Source organism: Aliamphritea spongicola, from assembly GCF_017051665.1.
Lineage (GTDB): Bacteria > Pseudomonadota > Gammaproteobacteria > Pseudomonadales > Balneatricaceae > Amphritea > Amphritea spongicola.
The window spans coordinates 455,024-472,358 of record NZ_JAFIDL010000003.1; the positions used below are offsets into that span (position 1 = coordinate 455,024).

At 49.6% G+C, this 17,335-nt stretch carries 18 protein-coding genes and 1 tRNA gene; 16 read left to right on the plus strand and 3 right to left on the minus strand.

Going from position 1 to position 17,335, the window contains the following annotated elements; all coding sequences use genetic code 11:
- Positions 1 to 224: 224 nt before the first annotated feature.
- On the plus strand, positions 225 to 917 hold the full coding sequence (locus JYB63_RS12090) for a FadR/GntR family transcriptional regulator (RefSeq protein ID WP_205658102.1): 693 nt from the start codon (positions 225 to 227) through the stop codon (positions 915 to 917).
- A gap of 10 nt (positions 918 to 927) precedes the next feature.
- Positions 928 to 1,449: a hypothetical protein gene (locus JYB63_RS12095; protein WP_205658103.1), complete on the plus strand. Its 522-nt coding sequence runs from the start codon at positions 928 to 930 to the stop codon at positions 1,447 to 1,449.
- 44 nt (positions 1,450 to 1,493) lie between these two features.
- Here JYB63_RS12095 and JYB63_RS12100 read toward each other — a convergent pair whose 3' ends face one another.
- From JYB63_RS12100 to msrC, 3 genes are all read right to left on the minus strand, one after another.
- Positions 1,494 to 1,691 (minus strand): YgaP family membrane protein, encoded by a 198-nt coding sequence (locus JYB63_RS12100; RefSeq protein WP_205658104.1) that lies wholly within the window; start codon positions 1,689 to 1,691, stop codon positions 1,494 to 1,496.
- Positions 1,692 to 1,789: 98 nt separating this feature from the next.
- On the minus strand, positions 1,790 to 2,395 hold the full coding sequence (locus JYB63_RS12105) for a Crp/Fnr family transcriptional regulator (RefSeq protein ID WP_205658105.1): 606 nt from the start codon (positions 2,393 to 2,395) through the stop codon (positions 1,790 to 1,792).
- A 5-nt stretch (positions 2,396 to 2,400) separates the two neighbouring features.
- Positions 2,401 to 2,832, minus strand: coding sequence for a free L-methionine (R)-S-oxide reductase MsrC (gene msrC / locus JYB63_RS12110; protein ID WP_205658106.1), 432 nt, complete (start codon positions 2,830 to 2,832; stop codon positions 2,401 to 2,403).
- A 354-nt stretch (positions 2,833 to 3,186) separates the two neighbouring features.
- Between msrC and thrS the strand changes: the two genes are divergently transcribed.
- The 14 genes from thrS (at position 3,187) to JYB63_RS12180 (ending at position 17,335) form a co-directional block, all read left to right on the plus strand.
- Positions 3,187 to 5,106 carry a threonine--tRNA ligase gene (gene thrS / locus JYB63_RS12115; protein WP_205658107.1) on the plus strand — a complete coding sequence of 640 codons (1,920 nt, stop codon included), beginning with the start codon at positions 3,187 to 3,189 and terminating at the stop codon, positions 5,104 to 5,106.
- Positions 5,107 to 5,129: 23 nt separating this feature from the next.
- A complete protein-coding gene (gene infC / locus JYB63_RS12120) occupies positions 5,130 to 5,672 on the plus strand; it encodes a translation initiation factor IF-3 (RefSeq protein WP_205658390.1) in 543 nt (180 codons plus the stop codon).
- A gap of 102 nt (positions 5,673 to 5,774) precedes the next feature.
- On the plus strand, positions 5,775 to 5,969 hold the full coding sequence (rpmI, locus tag JYB63_RS12125) for a 50S ribosomal protein L35 (RefSeq protein WP_205658108.1): 195 nt from the start codon (positions 5,775 to 5,777) through the stop codon (positions 5,967 to 5,969).
- A 39-nt stretch (positions 5,970 to 6,008) separates the two neighbouring features.
- Entirely contained in the window at positions 6,009 to 6,362 is a 354-nt protein-coding gene (gene rplT / locus JYB63_RS12130) for a 50S ribosomal protein L20 (RefSeq protein ID WP_205658109.1), read from the plus strand.
- Positions 6,363 to 6,454: 92 nt separating this feature from the next.
- Complete coding sequence (gene pheS, locus JYB63_RS12135; RefSeq protein ID WP_205658110.1) at positions 6,455 to 7,438, plus strand: phenylalanine--tRNA ligase subunit alpha; 984 nt, start codon at positions 6,455 to 6,457, stop codon at positions 7,436 to 7,438.
- A 43-nt stretch (positions 7,439 to 7,481) separates the two neighbouring features.
- Complete coding sequence (gene pheT / locus JYB63_RS12140; RefSeq protein ID WP_205658111.1) at positions 7,482 to 9,872, plus strand: phenylalanine--tRNA ligase subunit beta; 2,391 nt, start codon at positions 7,482 to 7,484, stop codon at positions 9,870 to 9,872.
- Positions 9,873 to 9,890: 18 nt separating this feature from the next.
- Positions 9,891 to 10,187 (plus strand): integration host factor subunit alpha, encoded by a 297-nt coding sequence (gene ihfA, locus JYB63_RS12145; protein ID WP_205658112.1) that lies wholly within the window; start codon positions 9,891 to 9,893, stop codon positions 10,185 to 10,187.
- Positions 10,174 to 10,533, plus strand: coding sequence for a MerR family transcriptional regulator (locus JYB63_RS12150; RefSeq protein WP_205658113.1), 360 nt, complete (start codon positions 10,174 to 10,176; stop codon positions 10,531 to 10,533). The genes ihfA and JYB63_RS12150 overlap by 14 nt, the downstream gene beginning before the upstream one ends.
- Positions 10,534 to 10,790: 257 nt before the next feature.
- Positions 10,791 to 11,078, plus strand: coding sequence for a hypothetical protein (locus tag JYB63_RS12155; RefSeq protein ID WP_205658114.1), 288 nt, complete (start codon positions 10,791 to 10,793; stop codon positions 11,076 to 11,078).
- Between the two features lie 468 nt (positions 11,079 to 11,546).
- Entirely contained in the window at positions 11,547 to 11,936 is a 390-nt protein-coding gene (locus JYB63_RS12160; RefSeq protein WP_205658115.1) for a hypothetical protein, read from the plus strand.
- Positions 11,937 to 12,090: 154 nt separating this feature from the next.
- Positions 12,091 to 12,167 (plus strand) — tRNA-Pro (locus JYB63_RS12165).
- A gap of 260 nt (positions 12,168 to 12,427) precedes the next feature.
- Complete coding sequence (locus tag JYB63_RS23650) at positions 12,428 to 13,279, plus strand: DUF4357 domain-containing protein (protein ID WP_205658116.1); 852 nt, start codon at positions 12,428 to 12,430, stop codon at positions 13,277 to 13,279.
- Positions 13,280 to 13,428: 149 nt separating this feature from the next.
- Entirely contained in the window at positions 13,429 to 16,002 is a 2,574-nt protein-coding gene (locus JYB63_RS12175) for an HsdM family class I SAM-dependent methyltransferase (RefSeq protein ID WP_205658117.1), read from the plus strand.
- Positions 15,995 to 17,335 carry a restriction endonuclease subunit S gene (locus JYB63_RS12180; protein ID WP_205658118.1) on the plus strand — a complete coding sequence of 447 codons (1,341 nt, stop codon included), beginning with the start codon at positions 15,995 to 15,997 and terminating at the stop codon, positions 17,333 to 17,335. The genes JYB63_RS12175 and JYB63_RS12180 overlap by 8 nt, the downstream gene beginning before the upstream one ends.

Sequence of the window (17,335 nt, forward strand, 5' to 3'; positions counted from 1 at the left end):
TGGCCAGTTTGGCGGCCAGAGTTCCGTTTATCGTTTCTTGTTGTTGGCGCTTGTCGGTCCGGTCATATTGCCGGCCTTTTTGAGCACGATAGTAAAGGGGATGTTAAAAAGATATGATATCCGGAAAACCGGTCTGACCAATTTGGGTTGCCGGATTTCCCATATGATGCAGGCAGATAAGCTGAAGCTGGCGGATTCTGCTTTGGAATCAGGATAATACACCCATGGCGACATTGCGCAGCGAACAACTGGTTCAGGATATAAAGCAGGCCTTTTTCCGGGGCGAATATCTGCCGGGACAGGCGCTGGCGTCGCAGCGGAGTATGTCTGATACGCTGGGCTTGTCCCGTTCCACTGTACGCGAAGCCATGGGCCAGCTGGAAAGTGAAGGCTTCATCAGTGTGCGTCCCGGCGGTAAAACCTACTGCAATAACCTGCTGGAAGTTTGCTTTGATATGCCGCTGGAAGGCTTGGGGGATAACCTGGAGTTTCAGCAACAGGTGCTGGAAGTGCGGGCCATGCTGGAAGGTGAGGCAGCGTATTATGCGGCGCTGCGGGCAACCGACGAACAGCTTGCCCGGGTGGATAAAGAGTATCAGCAGCTTTTAAAACGGGATAAAGGCGAAACCACGCTGGCCAAGGCGAAAGAGGATCTGCGCTTTCATATGCTGATCGCTGAAGCGTCACAGCATTTGCTGGTGGTGTCGTTCAGTGAGATTTTTTACAGCCGTTTTTTTAATGCGATTTACGGGGTGCTGTCGCGTACCCTGAAAAAGCGCGGCCGTTATCCGGACGGCATCCGGGCACAGCATGCCAGTATCCATCAGGCGGTAATGGCCCGGGACCCGGACGCAGCCAGAGAGGCTGCAACCAATCATATCCTTTATACCCTCAAACAACTCAGTGCGAATGAGTAGGTGAATACAGGTGAGCCTTCCGAATACAGTCATTCGTCAGTGGGACGGTAAAGATACGGATGTTCTGACGAATTATTACCGGCAATACAAAGGCTTGCCAGCGTTTGCAAACCAGCTCATTGCGATGTTGACAGAGACGGATTTGCAGTCCGCAGCCAGTTGGTTGTTAAAGCATGGGCTGGAACACACCCCTCCGTTGCAGTTGACTGCTCAGCAGGAAGTGAGCCTGCTGTGTTCAGCCGGGCAACTGGTGTGCTGGCAGAGCCGGTTACACTTGCTGCAGATTCTGCAATATGTGCCAATTCCGGAGGACGCTGTAGGTCCGTTGTCACATTTTTTACGGGTCGGTTTGCAGGATAAGAATAAATTTGTCCGGGCCTGGAGCTACAGCGGTTTCTATCTGCTGGGGCAGCAATACCCTGAGTATCAGGATGAAGCGAAGGCGTATATAGTCGCGGCTATGCAGGATGAAGCACCGTCGGTTCAAGCACGGCTACGTCAATTGGGCGTCGGCGATGTTCCGGGCGATTGAAAAGCAGAGCGGGCCGGACGGGCAGCCCGCGTAATCGGATAGGATCAGCTGTTACGTTTCAGTGGACAACTGTTTAAACCGAACAGTGAGTACAGCGGGCAGTAACCGACAGCTGCGGTCAGCAGACCAACAACACCAATCCAGCCCCAGGGTGTTTGCGGGCCAACAAATACCAGACTGATTAACACCAGGCCGGCAATTAAACGCAGGCTGCGGTCCAGACTTCCAAGATTTTTAGGCATGAGCTTCTCTCCTTATGTGATGCCGGCAGTGTAAGGCTGGGTGAAGGAGAGATCTGTGACTTAGTCACACAGGGGGAATAAATCCGAATTTAGGGCATTCAGCTGGTGAGCATCGCCTGAAGTTCAGCACGGCTGACCAGTTCAATACAGCCCCGCTGCAGGCGGATCAGTCCCTGCTTTTCCAGGCTTTTCAGGTGGCGGCTGACCACTTCACGGGCGCTGCCGATTTCAATAGCGATGTACTGATGAGTGGCATGCAGCTGTTGTTTGTGGTTGGTGTTGCTGAGCAGATAACGCAGTAAACGCTGATCAACACTAGCCAGGGTGATGCTTTCCAGCTGTTGCATCAGGTTGGCGAGGCGCTGGCTGAAACCGTCGAAAACGAATTCCCGGAAACCTTCAGACTCACCCAGTAAGCGGCGAAAATCCTGCAGGGGGATTACCCGGGCAGTGACGGCGGTTTCACTGATAGCTTCCGCCGGAAAACTGTCGTTGCTGAGCAGGCAGGCGGTGGTCAGCACACAGATCTCGCCGCTGTTGATCCGGTACAGCACCAGCTCCCGGCCTTCGGCGGAGCGGCCAAAGACTTTCACACAACCCTGGGTGATGACGAAACAGTTCTCACAATGCTGCCCCTGAGACAGCACTGTCTGGTCCGCCGGAACCTGTATTTCCGGGTATTGCTGAAGAATTTCCGGCAGCATCTGGCTTAGCCTGTTGTCTGGTGGCGCAGAATAATTTCGACAACCTTTTCCAGGCCTTCAACATCCCCTTTGGTGAAGCGGGCTTTTTCCGGGCTGTCCACATCCAGCACAGCAATTAACTTGCCGTTACGGACAATGGGAATAACCACTTCGGAATTAGACTCGGTGTCGCAGGCGATATGGCCAGGAAACTCGTGTACGTCCATCACCAGTTGCGATTCCATTGTTTCCGCTGCGGTACCGCAAACACCCTTGCCAATCGGGATGCGGGTGCAGGCTGGCTTACCCTGAAACGGCCCGAGCACCAGCTCATCTTCTTTACGGATATAAAAGCCTACCCAGTTGATGTCCGGCAGATACATCCACAGCAGGGCAGAGGTATTGGCCAGATTGCTGATCCAGCTGGTTTCGCCCTGAAGCAAACCATCCAGTTGCATATGTATATCCTGATAAACGGGGTTCACGGGCGTACCTCTGTGGCTGTTAATAAAGGCCTGATCATAGTGGTTTTGGCCGCAGAGTGCAGCACGTGCTGGACGTTTTTAAGAAGCGCTTTTTACCGGATGGTCAGCCACAGGAAAGAATGCTGAGTTAAATCAGAAAAAATCCCACTCTGGCTGCTGTTACAGGGTACCTCTTTAGAGAACAATCACGTACAATTGCGCGTTCATTTTTAGATACCGTACTGTCGTGTAGGTACGTCGGCTGGCTTCCTGTCACTCCGTCGCACTGCACTCCTGTGCTTAAGTGGCCTCTGGTATGGGCCACCACTGAGAAAAAAAGGAAATTCAATGCCTATTATTACGCTTCCTGATGGCAGCAAACGCGAGTTTGCTAACCCGGTTACTGTTTTAGAAGTTGCTGCTGATATTGGCGCTGGCCTGGCGAAAGCCACGGTTGCCGGCCGTATCAACGGTGAACTGGTTGACGCCTGCGAGCTGATCACCACGGACGCTGAAGTAGCGATCGTAACCCCACGGGACGAAGACGGCCTGCACATTATCCGTCACTCTTTTGCACACCTGTTAGGGCACGCTATGAAGCAGCTCTACCCGGATGTAAAGATGGCGATTGGTCCGGTTATCGAAAACGGTTTCTACTACGACGTTTCCAGCGAGCACCACTTCACACCGGATGATCTGGTTGTACTGGAAAAACGTGTTCAGGAACTGATCAAAAAAGATTACGACGTTATCAAGAAGATGACGCCGGTTGCTGAAGCCCGTCAGATCTTTGCTGACCGTGGTGAAGACTTTAAAGTTGAGCTGATTGACGGTCTGGATGAGTCCGTGACTGAAGTTGGCCTGTATCACCACGAAGAATACATCGACATGTGCCGTGGCCCACACGTGGCAAACACCCGTGTCCTGCGTTCTTTCAAACTGATGAAAGTTGCCGGTGCTTACTGGCGCGGTAACTCTGAAAACGAAATGCTGCAGCGTGTATACGGCACAGCATGGCGTGATAAGAAAGAACTGAAAGCCTACCTGCACCAGCTGGAAGAAGCTGAAAAGCGTGACCACCGTAAACTGGGCAAGCAGCTGGACCTGTTCCACCTGCAGGAAGAAGCACCGGGTATGGTGTTCTGGCACCCGAACGGCTGGAAACTGTATCAGACTATCGAACAGTACATGCGTAAGAAGCAGCGCCAGCATGGTTACGACGAAATCAAAACCCCACAGGTTGTTGAACGTACCCTGTGGGAGAAGTCCGGTCACTGGGATAAGTTCTCAGAAGAGATGTTCACTACACACTCTGAAAGCCGTGACTTTGCTGTTAAGCCAATGAACTGCCCGTGCCACATTCAGGTATTTAACCAGGGTCTGCGTTCTTACCGTGACCTGCCACTGCGTCTGGCTGAATTCGGTTGCTGTCACCGTAACGAACCGTCCGGTGCACTGCACGGCATTATGCGTGTCCGTGGTTTCGTCCAGGACGATGCACACATCTTCTGTGCTGAAGACGCAATTCAGGAAGAAGTGGCCCGTTTCATCGACTTCCTGCACGAAGTGTACGCTGACTTCGGCTTCGAAGAAGTTATCTACAAGCTGTCTACACGTCCGGAACAGCGTGTAGGTTCTGACGAAGTATGGGACAAGTCTGAAAAAGCCCTGGGCGATGCCCTGGACGCTGCCGGTCTGGATTGGGATGAGCTGCCGGGCGAAGGTGCTTTCTACGGACCTAAGGTTGAATTCTCACTGAAAGACTGCCTGGGCCGTGTATGGCAGTGCGGTACCATTCAGGTGGACTTCTCTATGCCGGGCCGCCTGAATGCACAGTTTGTGAACGAAGCAGGTGAGCGTGAAACGCCGGTAATGTTACACCGTGCGATTCTGGGTTCATTTGAGCGCTTCATCGGTATTCTGATTGAAAACTCGGCCGGTGCATTACCGACCTGGTTGGCACCTGAACAGGTGGCAATCATGAACATTACCGACAAACAGGCCGATTATTGCCGGGAAATCGAAGAAAAGTTACAAGATCTTGGATTCTTTGCTAAAGCGGACTTGAGAAATGAGAAAATCGGCTTTAAAATCCGCGAGCACACAATATCTAAGGTTCCTTATTTGCTGGTTGTTGGCGATAAGGAAGTTGAAACCGGCACCGTGGCAGTACGTACCCGGACCGGTGAAGATCTCGGCACTTTGTCGATTGCAGAGTTTTGTGACCACCTTGGCCAAGATGTTGCCAGCAAGGGTCGCAAGGTTTAGTTAATTTTTACGGAGATACCACTATCAAGCGCGATAACAGAAGAGGGCGCAATGAGCGGTCCAAGCCGCCGATTAATGAGAACATCAGCGCCCGCGAGTGTCGATTGATTGGTCCCGATGGAACACAGATAGGCGTAGTGCCTCTCAGGGACGCTCTTGAAGCGGCCCAGGAAGTTGAACTTGACCTGGTTCAGATTTCTGATTCTGATCCGATCGTATGTAAGGTTATGGACTACGGTAAATACCTGTACGAGAAGAAGAAAGAAGCAAATGCACAGAAGAAAAAGCAAGTGCAGATGCAGGTCAAGGAAGTGAAGTTCCGTCCAAATACGGAAGATGGGGATTATCAGGTAAAACTACGCAACCTGATACGTTTCCTGGAAGGTGGCGATAAGGCCAAGGTAACCCTGCGTTACCGCGGCCGTGAAATGGCACACCAGGAGTTAGGTATGAAGCTGTTAAACCGGGTCGAACAGGACCTGGCCGAGCTTGGTACCGTTGAGCAGCGTCCAAAGATGGAAGGCCGCCAACTGACTATGGTCATAGCTCCGAAAAAGAAAAAGTAATCTCGGTTACTTCATTAAGGCCCGTACCACCTCTTCGGAGTAGGTGCGGGTTTTGTGTTGTCTGAGACGAAACATAACTAACGAATGCGTGGGGATTTAGTAATGCCTAAAATGAAATCTTGCAGCGGTGCTGCGAAACGTTTTAAGAAGACCGCGAACGGCTTTAAGCACAAGCAGTCTTTCACAAGCCACATCCTGACTAAGAAGTCTACTAAGCGTAAGCGTCAGCTGCGTCCAATGCTGCAGGTTCATGCAGCGGACACCAAGCTGATCAAGCGTATGTTGCCTTACATCTAAGCTCGTAGTAGTCACAATTTTTAATTAGGAAGAAATATCATGGCACGTGTAAAACGTGGTGTAGTAGCACACCGTCGTCACAAGAAAATCCTGAAAAAAGCAAAAGGTTACTACGGCGCTCGCAGCCGGGTATTCCGCGTTGCTAAACAGGCAGTAATCAAAGCAGGTCAGTATGCATACCGTGACCGTCGTCAGCGTAAGCGTCAGTTCCGCGCGCTGTGGATCGCTCGTATCAACGCTGCTGCCCGCATCAATGGTCTGTCCTACAGCCGCTTTATCGCTGGTCTGAAGAAAGCATCTATCGAAATCGATCGTAAGGTGCTGGCTGATCTGGCTGTACACGAAGCGCAGGTTTTTGCTGCGATCGTAGAAAAAGCTAAAGCTGCACTGTAAGACACCTTTAACTAAGCAACGCTTAGTTGAGCATTGAATGTGTAATAGGGGAAGGGTGCAAGCTCTTCCCCTATTTTTATTTGGAGCCATAAATGGAAAACATTGAAATCCTGTTAGCAGAAGGCAAAGCAGCTGCTGAACAGGCCACAAGTACTCAGGACCTGGATCAGGTGCGTGTTCAGTATCTGGGTAAGAAAGGTCATCTTACCCAGCTATTGAAAGGCCTTGGCGCATTATCTGCCGAGGAACGCCCGCAGGCGGGTGCTAAAATCAATGAAGCAAAACAGGCCCTGCAGGACGTGCTGAACAGCCGTAAGCAGAGCCTGGAATCCGCTGCTCTGGAAGCGAAGCTGGCGGAAGAAACGATCGACGTAACCCTGCCGGGCCGTGGTCAGTCACAGGGTGGTTTACACCCGGTGACCAAAACCCTGGAGCGGATTGAATCGTTTTTTGCCCGTATTGGCTACAGCGTAGCTGAAGGCCCTGAAATCGAAGACGATTATCACAACTTCGAAGCACTGAACATTCCGTCGCATCACCCGGCGCGTTCTATGCACGACACCTTCTTCTTCAATGCGAATACCCTGCTGCGTACCCACACCTCTGGTGTACAGGTGCGTACCATGGAAAGCCAGAAGCCGCCTATCCGTATCATCTGCCCGGGCCGTGTGTACCGGAACGACTACGACCAGACCCACTCGCCGATGTTCCACCAGGTAGAAGGCCTGATTGTGGATAAGAACATCAGCTTTGCGGATCTGAAGGGCACCCTGGAACAGTTCCTGCGTGAATTCTTTGAAGAAGACGTGAAGGTACGTTTCCGTCCTTCATACTTCCCGTTCACTGAGCCATCCATCGAAGTGGACATTGACCGCGGCGACGGCAAGTGGATGGAAGTACTGGGTTGCGGCATCGTGCACCCTAAAGTCTTCGAACACTCTGGTATCGACCCTGAAGAATATACCGGCTTTGCCTTCGGTATGGGCGTTGAGCGTCTTGCGATGCTCCGCTACGGCGTTAATGACCTGCGCCTGTTCTTCGAAAATGACTTGCGTTTCCTCGGCCAGTTCAACTGAGCCTGAGTGACTTTATTACGCTTACAGATATCGGATTATTACTATGAAATTCAGTGAAAAGTGGTTGCGGGAACTGGTTGATCCTGCAGTAGATACTCAGGGCATTGCTGACCAGATCACCATGGCAGGCCTGGAAGTAGACGACATTCTGCCGGTTGCCGGTGAATTCAGCGGTGTAATCGTTGGTGAAATCATCAGCGCTGAGCAGCACCCGAATGCCGACAAACTGCGCGTGTGCCAGGTAAACAATGGCAGCGAAACCGTACAGGTTGTCTGCGGTGCACCTAACGCCCGTGCCGGCCTGAAAACTGCTTTTGCTACCGTAGGCGCCGTACTGGCAGGCCCGGATGGCAAAGACTTCAAAATCAAGAAAGCCAAACTGCGTCAGGTTGAATCTTTCGGCATGCTGTGTGCCGCAAGTGAACTGAACATCTCTGAAGACGCTGCCGGCATCATGGAACTGGCGGCGGATGCGCCGGTGGGTACCTGCCTGCGTGAGTACCTGTCGCTGGATGACAAGATCATCGACGTCGACCTGACACCGAACCGCGGTGACTGCCTGTCTATCACCGGTATGGCCCGCGAAGTGGGTGTACTGAACAAGGTGCCGGTTAACTTCGTCGAAGTAGACGCCGTTGCTCCTGCCATTGACGATACTTTCAGCATTGAGCTGGAAGCGCCAAAGGCCTGCCCGCGTTACCTGGGCCGTGTGATCCGCAATGTGGATATGTCTGCCAAGGCACCACAGTGGATGGTTGAACGTCTGGAACGTTTCGGTTTCCGCAGCATCGACCCTGTGGTTGACGTCACCAACTACGTACAGGCCGAACTGGGCCAGCCAATGCACGCCTTTGATCTGAGCACCCTGAACGGTGGCATTGTTGTCCGTTACCCGGATGCCGGCGAAAAGCTGACCCTGCTGGACGGTAACGAAGTTGAGCTGAGCAGCGACACCCTGGTAATTGCGGACAAAGAACGCGTGGTTGCCATGGCCGGTATCTTCGGTGGTGAAGCCACTGGTGTAACTGCTGAGAGTAAAGATATCTTCCTGGAATGTGCTTTCTTCGACCAGATCGCCATTGCCGGTAAAGCCCGTTCTTACGGCCTGCACACCGATGCCTCCCACCGCTACGAGCGTGGTGTGGACTGGCAGCTGCAGCGCAAAGCCACTGAGCGTGCCACCCAACTGTTATTAGACATCGTCGGCGGTGAAGCCGGCCCTGTGGTTGAAGCGGTAAGCGAAGCAGACCTGCCAAGCGACCGTCAGGTTACCCTGCGTCAGAGCAAGGTAAACCAGCTGCTGGCTTTTGAAATGCCGGTAGAAGAAATTGAAGAAATCCTGACCCGTCTGGGTCTGGAAATTGTTGAACGCGGCGAAGGCACCTGGACGTTTGCAGTGCCTTCTTACCGTTTCGACATCAGCATCGAAGTAGATCTGATTGAAGAGCTGGCACGGGTATATGGCTACAACAACCTGCCGGTTAAAGTACCGACCGCTGAGCTGAACATCATCGCTGATGATGAATCCAAGCTGGACCTGCACGACGTACGCCGTCAGCTGGTTGCCCGCGGTTATCAGGAAGCGATTACCTACAGCTTTATTGAAAAGAACCTGGCAGCACAGTTCGATGACCAGAACGAAGCGGTTGCACTGGCGAACCCGATCTCTGCAGAAATGGCGGTGATGCGTACCACCATCATGCCGGGTCTGGCGAAAGCTCTGCAATACAATCAGAACCGTCAGCAGGGCCGTGTGCGTCTGTTCGAAACGGGTCAGCGCTTCCTGCCTAATGGTGAAGAGCTGATTCAGGAAAATGTCATTGCCGGTATTATCAGCGGTCCGCGTCTGGCGGAAGGCTGGGCAAGCGATGCTGCACCGGTTGATTTCTACGACCTGAAAGGCGACGTAGAATCCATTCTGGCACTGGGCGGCTCTCCGGAAGCATTCAGCTTTGTGGCAGCACGCCATGTAGCACTGCACCCGGGTCAGTCGGCAGCGATTCAGCGTGACGGCGAAACCGTGGGTTACCTGGGCGCACTGCACCCTGAACTGGTGAAATCTCTGGGCCTCAACGGCGCGGTATTCGTGTTTGAGATTAATCAGGCTTCTGTACTGGATGGCAAACTGCCACGCTTTGACAGCCTCTCCAAGTTCCCTGAAACACGTCGCGATCTGGCGCTGCTGGTTGATGAAAAAATCGACTTTGAATCAGTGCGGGAAATTGCCCGTCAGCAGGGCGGTGAATTCCTCAAATCGGTGACTTTGTTTGATGTTTACCAGGGTAAAGGCGTAGAACCAGGGCAAAAAAGCTTGGCTCTCGGCTTGACGTGGCAGCATCCATCGCGCACTCTTAATGATGAAGAAATCAACGAAGTCATTGATTTTGTTGTGTCTGAACTGCAGAAACAGTACGGTGCTACATTACGAGAGTAATCGATAGGGGTAAGTTTTATGGGTTCTTTAACGAAAGCTGAAATGGCCGAACGCCTGTATGAAGAACTTGGCCTGAACAAGCGCGAAGCTAAAGATATTGTCGAAGCATTTTTTGACGAGATCCGTAACAGCCTGGCGAATAATGAACAGGTAAAGCTGTCTGGCTTCGGGAATTTTGATCTGCGTGACAAGCGGCAACGGCCGGGACGTAATCCGAAAACCGGAGAAGAAGTACCGATCTCTGCCCGCCGGGTTGTCACCTTTAAACCGGGACAGAAGTTAAAGGACCGTGTAGAGGCCTATGACGGCGACTGAACCCAGCTACGAAGATCAAACTCCCATTCCGAACAAGCGCTACTTCACCATTGGTGAAGTGGCGTCTTTGTGTGATCTCAAACCGCATGTGCTGCGGTACTGGGAACAGGAATTCGAACAGATCAGCCCGGTGAAACGGAACAACCGTCGCTACTACCAGCGGCAGGACGTTCTGGTGATCCGCCAGATACGCGGCTTGCTGTATGACCAGGGTTACACCATTAACGGTGCCCGCCAGTGGTTCAGCGGCGAACAGGCAGGGGACGATGCCGGCAAGTATAAGCAACTGCTACGGCAGATGATTAACGAGCTGGAAGACATCAATAAGCAGCTGAAATCCTCATAGCACGAAATACCCACAGAGACCGTTCAGGTCTCTTTTTGTATCTGGCTACTTGTATGTCAGATTCATTCGTCACTTTCCGCCGGCGATGCGACAGTGAGTGCTGGCTCGCATCCTCTCATTCTGAGTATTCCGTTCAATCCTGTGAATTGAGTCCGGATTTATCCTGAAATAATATCCCAACTCTTTGATTACCTCGCGTAGCCGTCCTGGTTCATATACGCGTTATGGATGTGTTTTTAATACAAGGAATAAAAAGTATGGGTATTCTTCTGCTCCTCTCCCTCGTGGTTGTTTCCGCTACAGTACTGGTTGTGCTGAATCTGATCATCATGAAATTTACCAAACCGCATCTGGATTACCGGGTTTTAACCCTGTCGCTTTCAGTGGTCCTGCCGTGTTTTGCCGGGTTTCTGAGGCTGATTAACGTATTCGGAGATATTGTGCCTACCGCTTTTATCGATGGTGCAATCTATGCCGTGGCTATACCTTTACTGCTGGCTTTCGGTGGCGTGTTTTCAGAGGAAGAAGAGGAAGAAGAGGTATAAGCCGTTAGTCATATACAGTGATTATGAAATTCCCAAAGAGACCCAACCGGGTCTCTTTTGTTTTCAGCATCTGCAAAACACCACTCGACTCATCGCGAAAATATTCTCTCTGAGCCTCTCAGGCCTTTTCTGAGGCTTTTTTCGTTCTACACCCAGTCCATTGATTAGTAACACTTAAATATCCCACCATATAGCTCTTCTGGCACGTAAACAGCCAAGTTGAACTTCCGGCTGCAAAGCCTCATAGTAAAAAACGAGGCGTCGAAACCTCTCATAAAGTGAACATCCAATGCTGTTGTGTTGGATTTTTTGTGCCACAAATGTGGTACAAACTCCCGTTATGTCGGGAGGGCGGTGAATATAACACCCCTTGTGGGGAATAAACCCGCGGTTCCTTTATGGCCGTTTCGAACCTCCCGGCACCTCACGGACTGAGGCGTTTTTCGAGAAACATAAAGGAGGCCAGGTATGGCTAACCATCAGATCGACAATACCCTTTATATTCTGCGCTCATGCATTCCGGAAGAGGACGCTATTATCCTCAACACACTGGATGCCCGCATCGACCTCAACAGGATGTACAACTACCGGGTGCTGGACATAGGCACCATGGGCATGTTCGGCAGCGCACAGGGTGACTTCATTCAACTGCTCAAAGAATGGGACGCCGGCCACGAACCGGACCCCGAAGACTTCCGCAGCCTCATGTGGCGCTACGCCAGCGTACTACGCAGCATCGACTTCGCCGACCGCTTTATGGTGGTACACAGCGAACCCCTGAACTCCAGTGACGAAATTACCGCTCTGCGAAAACGGCTAAACCGACTGCTGCATAACCGCACAAAGGTCGTGATGTAAGGGAGAAAACCCACGATAAATCAGGCGCATAGGTGCCTGATTTGTTCAGTAAATAAGCGGATAATTTTCGGCCTGATACGCCTAAAAAAGAGCTTTTAAAAAACAGAAAGTTAGCGTACTATCTCGCTACTTCTTGGCCAGCTCTGGCCATCGTCGGGATGTAGCGCAGCCTGGTAGCGCACATGCATGGGGTGCATGGGGTCGGAGGTTCGAATCCTCTCATCCCGACCATTAAAATCAACAGGTTAAGTTGATTTTACTTTTCTTCCTAGTATCTCACCTCTGAGTTTTTCTGTTTGGTCACCGTTTATATTTTAATTTGGTGGTTTTTTGCTCACATTTGCTTATAAATGCTGTAAATGGAGGCTAGCTGATACCGGCCTGATACTTTTCTCGTGTTTTGCTTAAGGTACACTCTGTAGCTGTAGGCAAAATTTAAAATAAGGCTCTGTTTGGCAAACGATCAGGGCTTTAAAGAAAAGGAGTTCTCAGTGCAGGCTGCAACAATCAAATTGTTTTTGGTAAATGGCACAGCGAATAGTTTACGTACGGCTGAATTATCTAACTGGACGGGTAAGGCAGTATCTGCCCCCCGTATAGAATTAGCTGAACTAGTTAAACGAGACGAAGTTAAAAGCCCAGGTTTTTATCTGTTGGTAGGTGTTGATCCGGATTCCGGTGAACGGGCTATGTATATAGGTGAGTCTGAAGATGTATCTAAACGGCTGAATGAGCATAAAGATAAAGATTTCTGGAATGCGGCAACGGTATTCTCGTCTAAAGACGAGAACCTTACCAAGGCCCATATCCGTTATCTGGAAGGTCAGCTGATTGAAAAGGCTAAATCACTGTCGCAAACCGATCAGTCTGTTGTCGTGATGAACGCAAAAGAAAGCGGTGCAAAATTGCCGGAATCTGACGCCGCAGAAATGAATGTATTCCTCGAGAAGTGTTTACAGTTATTACCGGTGCTGGGTATCTCTGATTTTGAAGAGAAAGAACAACAGATCAGTGGTGATCAGAGTCTGTTGTTCTGCAAAATTAAAGGTTTAACGGCTAAAGGGAAACGCACCGCAAATGGCTTTATTGTATATGCCGGATCGCAGGCTGTTTTGGAGCACCGGCCATCTGCGAAGCGAATGGCTGCTAAGCGAGATGGCTTGGTAGAGAAAGGCATCCTGAAAGAGGTGGAAGGTGCTTTAGTGTTTACACAGGATGTGGTGTTTGGTTCTCCCAGTACTGCAGGCAGTGTGGTTCGTGGAGGTAATACTAATGGGCTGACTAACTGGAAGAATAGTGCTGGTGTTCAGCTGAAAGAGCTGGAAGCTGCGGAAGGTGAATGATGATTTCCTATCGGATAATCTTGCTAGGTTGATCAAGCTTTAAGTGTTAGATTTCGATTAATTTTGAATAAATAAAGGGTTGCCTGTGCTAACGGCTAAAACGAAAGAAAAGTACAGAATGCACAGTACCTTAGAGATGTTTTTAGAAGATGCCAGATAATAAAATTACCCTGACTAAGCTTGAATCCTTACTTTTCAAGGCCTGCGATATCCTGCGTGGCAAGATGGATGCTTCCGAGTACAAAGAATATATATTCGGTATGTTGTTTCTTAAACGCATGTCAGACCAGTTTGAAGCAGACCGTGAAGCTAAGCGTAAGCGGCTTATTGATGAAGGTCATGAATCTGCAGCGATTGAATTATTACTGGAAAGTAAAAAACAGTATGACTATTTCGTACCCGAGCGTGCCCGCTGGTCCGCTATTCAGCACATTAAAGAAAATGTCGGTACTGAGTTAAACAAAGCATTGGCGGCGCTAGAAGATGATAATACTGCCAAAGGTCTGCAAGACGTTCTTAAGCACATTAACTTTAACCGTAAAGTCGGTCAGAAGCCGATGTCGGACGAAGCGTTGGTGTCTTTTATTCAGCATTTTAATGGTATTCCACTGGCCAATGAGCATTTTGAATTTCCTGATCTGCTGGGGGCTGCTTATGAATACCTGATCAAGTACTTTGCGGATAGCGCCGGTAAAAAAGGCGGAGAGTTTTATACGCCTGCCGAAGTTGTGCGTTTGCTGGTGGAGCTGATTGAGCCGGGTGAAGATCATGAAGTGTATGATCCGACCTGTGGTTCCGGTGGTATGCTGATTCAGAGTAAACAGTATGTGGAGGAAACCGGAGGTGATGCCCGTAACGTGCATCTGTTTGGCCAGGAGAGTAATGATGGTACCTGGTCAATCTGTAAGATGAATATGATCTTGCACGGGGCAGGTGGTGCGGATATTCAAAACGAAGATACTCTGGCAAAACCACAGCACTTGAGTAAAGAAGGGGAAATCAGAGCGTTCGATAGGGTTATCGCGAATCCACCGTTTTCTCAGAACTATCAAAAGAGTGGTATGACCCACAGTAGCCGCTTTCATACCTGGCTACCGGAAAGTGGTAAAAAAGCTGATCTGATGTTTGTGCAGCATATGGTTGCCAGTCTGAAATCGACCGGCCGTATGGCCGTAGTTATGCCCCACGGTGTGCTATTCCGGGGGGGCGAAGAACGGGCCTGTCGCCAGAAGATGATAGAAGACGGTATTCTCGAAGCCGTTATTGGTCTGCCTCATGGGCTGTTTTACGGTACCGGTATCCCGGCCTGTGTATTGGTGATTAATAAACATCAAGCCAGTGAGCGTAACCAGGTGCTCTTTATTAATGCTGACCGGGAATATAAAGAAGGCAAAAACCAAAACAGCCTGCGCCCGGAGGATATCGAAAAGATTACCCATGTTTATCAAGCGCTGACAGCCAGTGTCGCTGAAGGCGGTGTTGCAGAAGTGCAGGTTGAAAAATATGCCCGTGCGGTGAGTAAAGCAGAGCTGGCGAAAGAGGAGTTTAACCTCAATATTCGTCGTTACGTAGATAACAGCCCGGCTCCGGAACCTCAGGATGTGCGGGCGCATCTGAGTGGCGGTGTACCCAATGCTGAGATTGAGGCGTTGGCCCAGCATTGGCATAACTATCCCACGCTGAAAGAAACACTGTTTGTGCCAAGAGCTGGGGATGATGGCTATAGTGACTTCAGCCAAGTTATTACAGACAAGGCAGAGATCAAAAAACGGATCGAAAATCACCCGCAACTACAAGCTAAACATCAGGCGTTTACTGCTGGGCTGCAGCAGTGGTGGAGCGAGACATTTACCCCAGAATTCTATTCACTGGGTGATGAGTTACCCGGTTCTAAAGGAGTGTTCTCGCTGAGACGTGATGCGCTGGATAGTATTGTCGAGGCTTTATTGCCTGAGCAATTGCTGTCGCTTTACCAAATTCGCGGCGCGATGGCGAACAACTTCAAACAGCAAGCAGCTGACCTGAAATCTATTGCTAACAGTGGCTGGAATGCGGCGCTGATCCCCGATGCAGAGATTCTGCAATCGCAGTTTCCTGAGGTTTTGGTCAATATTCAGAAAGATCAGGCCCGCATTAATGAACTGGAAGCTCTGTTTGCCGAAGTCAATGACAGTAGCGAGGAAGAGGGGGGGGGCAATGAATCCGATGATGAAACATCGGGAGTACTTCCTAAAGAACAGGTTAAGCAACTGAAAGCCAATAAAAAAGAGCATAATGGCCAATTGCGTGAGCTTAAAAAACAACTCAAATTTGCTAAAAAAGAAGACTCTGTCAAAGCCGCAGAGCTTGAAACAGTGATTTTACGACAGGCTGCATCAATAGTCGCGGTTGATGAAAAGCTCGCTCAGCATACAGCGCTGGAAAAAGAGCTGAAAGAACTGAAAGTTGGTTTGAAACAAACTGAGAAAAAGAAAGATGAACTTATTGAGGCGGCCCGTTCACAGATTAGTGACCTGGAGGCCAAAGCGCTGATTGAAGTCCGCTTTAAGCAAGAGCTAGAGCAAGATTATATTGCCTATATCCGAACTATAACCAACGAACTGGTTAAAGCTGTTGAAAACCTGCATAACAAATATGCAGTAACCGTAAAAGAGATAGAATCTGAGCGGGACAAGGGCGCTGCTTTATTGGATGGGTTTATGAAGGAGCTGGGGTATGAGTAATGTGATCTCTTCATATATTAATAAGTTTGACTTGGGGGGGTTGGCTCATGTACGAGGAAGAATTGGTTGGAAAGGATTGAAGTCTAATGAGTATGTGGATGATGGACCTTTTCTTATTGCAGGTACCCATATTAATGGGGACAAAATTCAATGGGATGAGTGTCAGCACATAACTGAGTTTCGGTATGAAGAGTCACCAGAAATCATGCTGAAAGTGAGAGACTTGATAATCTCTAAGGATGGCACTATCGGGCGTATAGCTTATGTTGATCAACTTCCTGGGCCCGCAACCATAAATAGTACAATGATGCTTGTGAGGTTAAAGTCTCAAGATAGTCTTTGCTCTCAGTACTTATTTTATTTTCTGCAAGGTGAAGTGTTTCAAAAGCTAGTTGCTGAGCGAATGTCCGGAAGTGGGGTGCCTCATTTGTTTCAGGCTGATATGAAACAATTGATAGTAAGAGCCCCTCAAGATGTGCGTAAACAAAAAAAAATCGCCAAGATTCTAACCACCATCGATAACCTGACTGAAAAGACACAAGCCCTGATCGATAAATATACCGCTATCAAACAAGGCATGATGGCTGATCTTTTCACTCGAGGTATCGACCTCAGTGGCACACCTGATACCAACCCCAACTACGGCCAGCTCCGTCCGAGTTATAATCAGGCTCCGGGGCAGTATAAGAAAACTGAACTGGGTTGGCTGCCGGAGGAGTGGGGAGTTGAAAAACTGGAAACATTACTGGCGAAGATACCTTCTGCTATGCGAAGTGGGCCGTTTGGTAGTGCACTACTTAAACACGAGTTGGTTGAGCAAGGTATCCCTTTGCTCGGTATAGATAATATTTTCGTAGAAAAGTTTGAAAATAAATTTAAGCGCTTTGTAACCCAAGAAAAGTTTAACGAATTGTCACGCTATTCCGTTAGATCTAGAGACGTTGTAATAACAATTATGGGCACAGTTGGGCGCTGTTGTGTTATCCCCGAAAAGACAGAAACTTCATTGTCCTCGAAACATTTATGGACCATGACATTTGATGTGAAAAAAGCTCTACCTGAATTAATTTGCTGGCAGCTTAATTATGCGCCATGGGCTAAGTCGTGGTTCTATCAAAAGTCACAGGGTGGGGTAATGGATGCTATTCAGTCAAGCACATTAAAAAGCCTAAAACTACCAGTTCCACCTATACAAGAGCAGAAACGAATACATTTGATATACATGAATTTATGTGACCGTATAGAGCAAGAGAGAATAGTGTATTCAAAACTCAAACTGAAGAAAAAAGGTCTCATGCAAGACCTATTAACCGGAAAGGTAAAGGTCGCTTAA

Excerpts from the sequence above, each read along its gene's own strand:
- JYB63_RS12090 (WP_205658102.1), top strand. The coding sequence starts at position 225 with ATGGCGACATTGCGCAGCGAACAACTGGTTCAGGATATAAAGCAGGCC.
- JYB63_RS12100 (WP_205658104.1), bottom strand. The coding sequence starts at position 1,691 with ATGCCTAAAAATCTTGGAAGTCTGGACCGCAGCCTGCGTTTAATTGCC.
- JYB63_RS12105 (WP_205658105.1), bottom strand. The coding sequence starts at position 2,395 with ATGCTGCCGGAAATTCTTCAGCAATACCCGGAAATACAGGTTCCGGCG.
- msrC (WP_205658106.1), bottom strand. The coding sequence starts at position 2,832 with ATGCAACTGGATGGTTTGCTTCAGGGCGAAACCAGCTGGATCAGCAAT.
- thrS (WP_205658107.1), top strand. The coding sequence starts at position 3,187 with ATGCCTATTATTACGCTTCCTGATGGCAGCAAACGCGAGTTTGCTAAC.
- rpmI (WP_205658108.1), top strand. The coding sequence starts at position 5,775 with ATGCCTAAAATGAAATCTTGCAGCGGTGCTGCGAAACGTTTTAAGAAG.
- rplT (WP_205658109.1), top strand. The coding sequence starts at position 6,009 with ATGGCACGTGTAAAACGTGGTGTAGTAGCACACCGTCGTCACAAGAAA.
- pheS (WP_205658110.1), top strand. The coding sequence starts at position 6,455 with ATGGAAAACATTGAAATCCTGTTAGCAGAAGGCAAAGCAGCTGCTGAA.
- pheT (WP_205658111.1), top strand. The coding sequence starts at position 7,482 with ATGAAATTCAGTGAAAAGTGGTTGCGGGAACTGGTTGATCCTGCAGTA.
- ihfA (WP_205658112.1), top strand. The coding sequence starts at position 9,891 with ATGGGTTCTTTAACGAAAGCTGAAATGGCCGAACGCCTGTATGAAGAA.
- JYB63_RS12150 (WP_205658113.1), top strand. The coding sequence starts at position 10,174 with ATGACGGCGACTGAACCCAGCTACGAAGATCAAACTCCCATTCCGAAC.
- JYB63_RS12155 (WP_205658114.1), top strand. The coding sequence starts at position 10,791 with ATGGGTATTCTTCTGCTCCTCTCCCTCGTGGTTGTTTCCGCTACAGTA.
- JYB63_RS12160 (WP_205658115.1), top strand. The coding sequence starts at position 11,547 with ATGGCTAACCATCAGATCGACAATACCCTTTATATTCTGCGCTCATGC.
- JYB63_RS12175 (WP_205658117.1), top strand. The coding sequence starts at position 13,429 with ATGCCAGATAATAAAATTACCCTGACTAAGCTTGAATCCTTACTTTTC.
- JYB63_RS12180 (WP_205658118.1), top strand. The coding sequence starts at position 15,995 with ATGAGTAATGTGATCTCTTCATATATTAATAAGTTTGACTTGGGGGGG.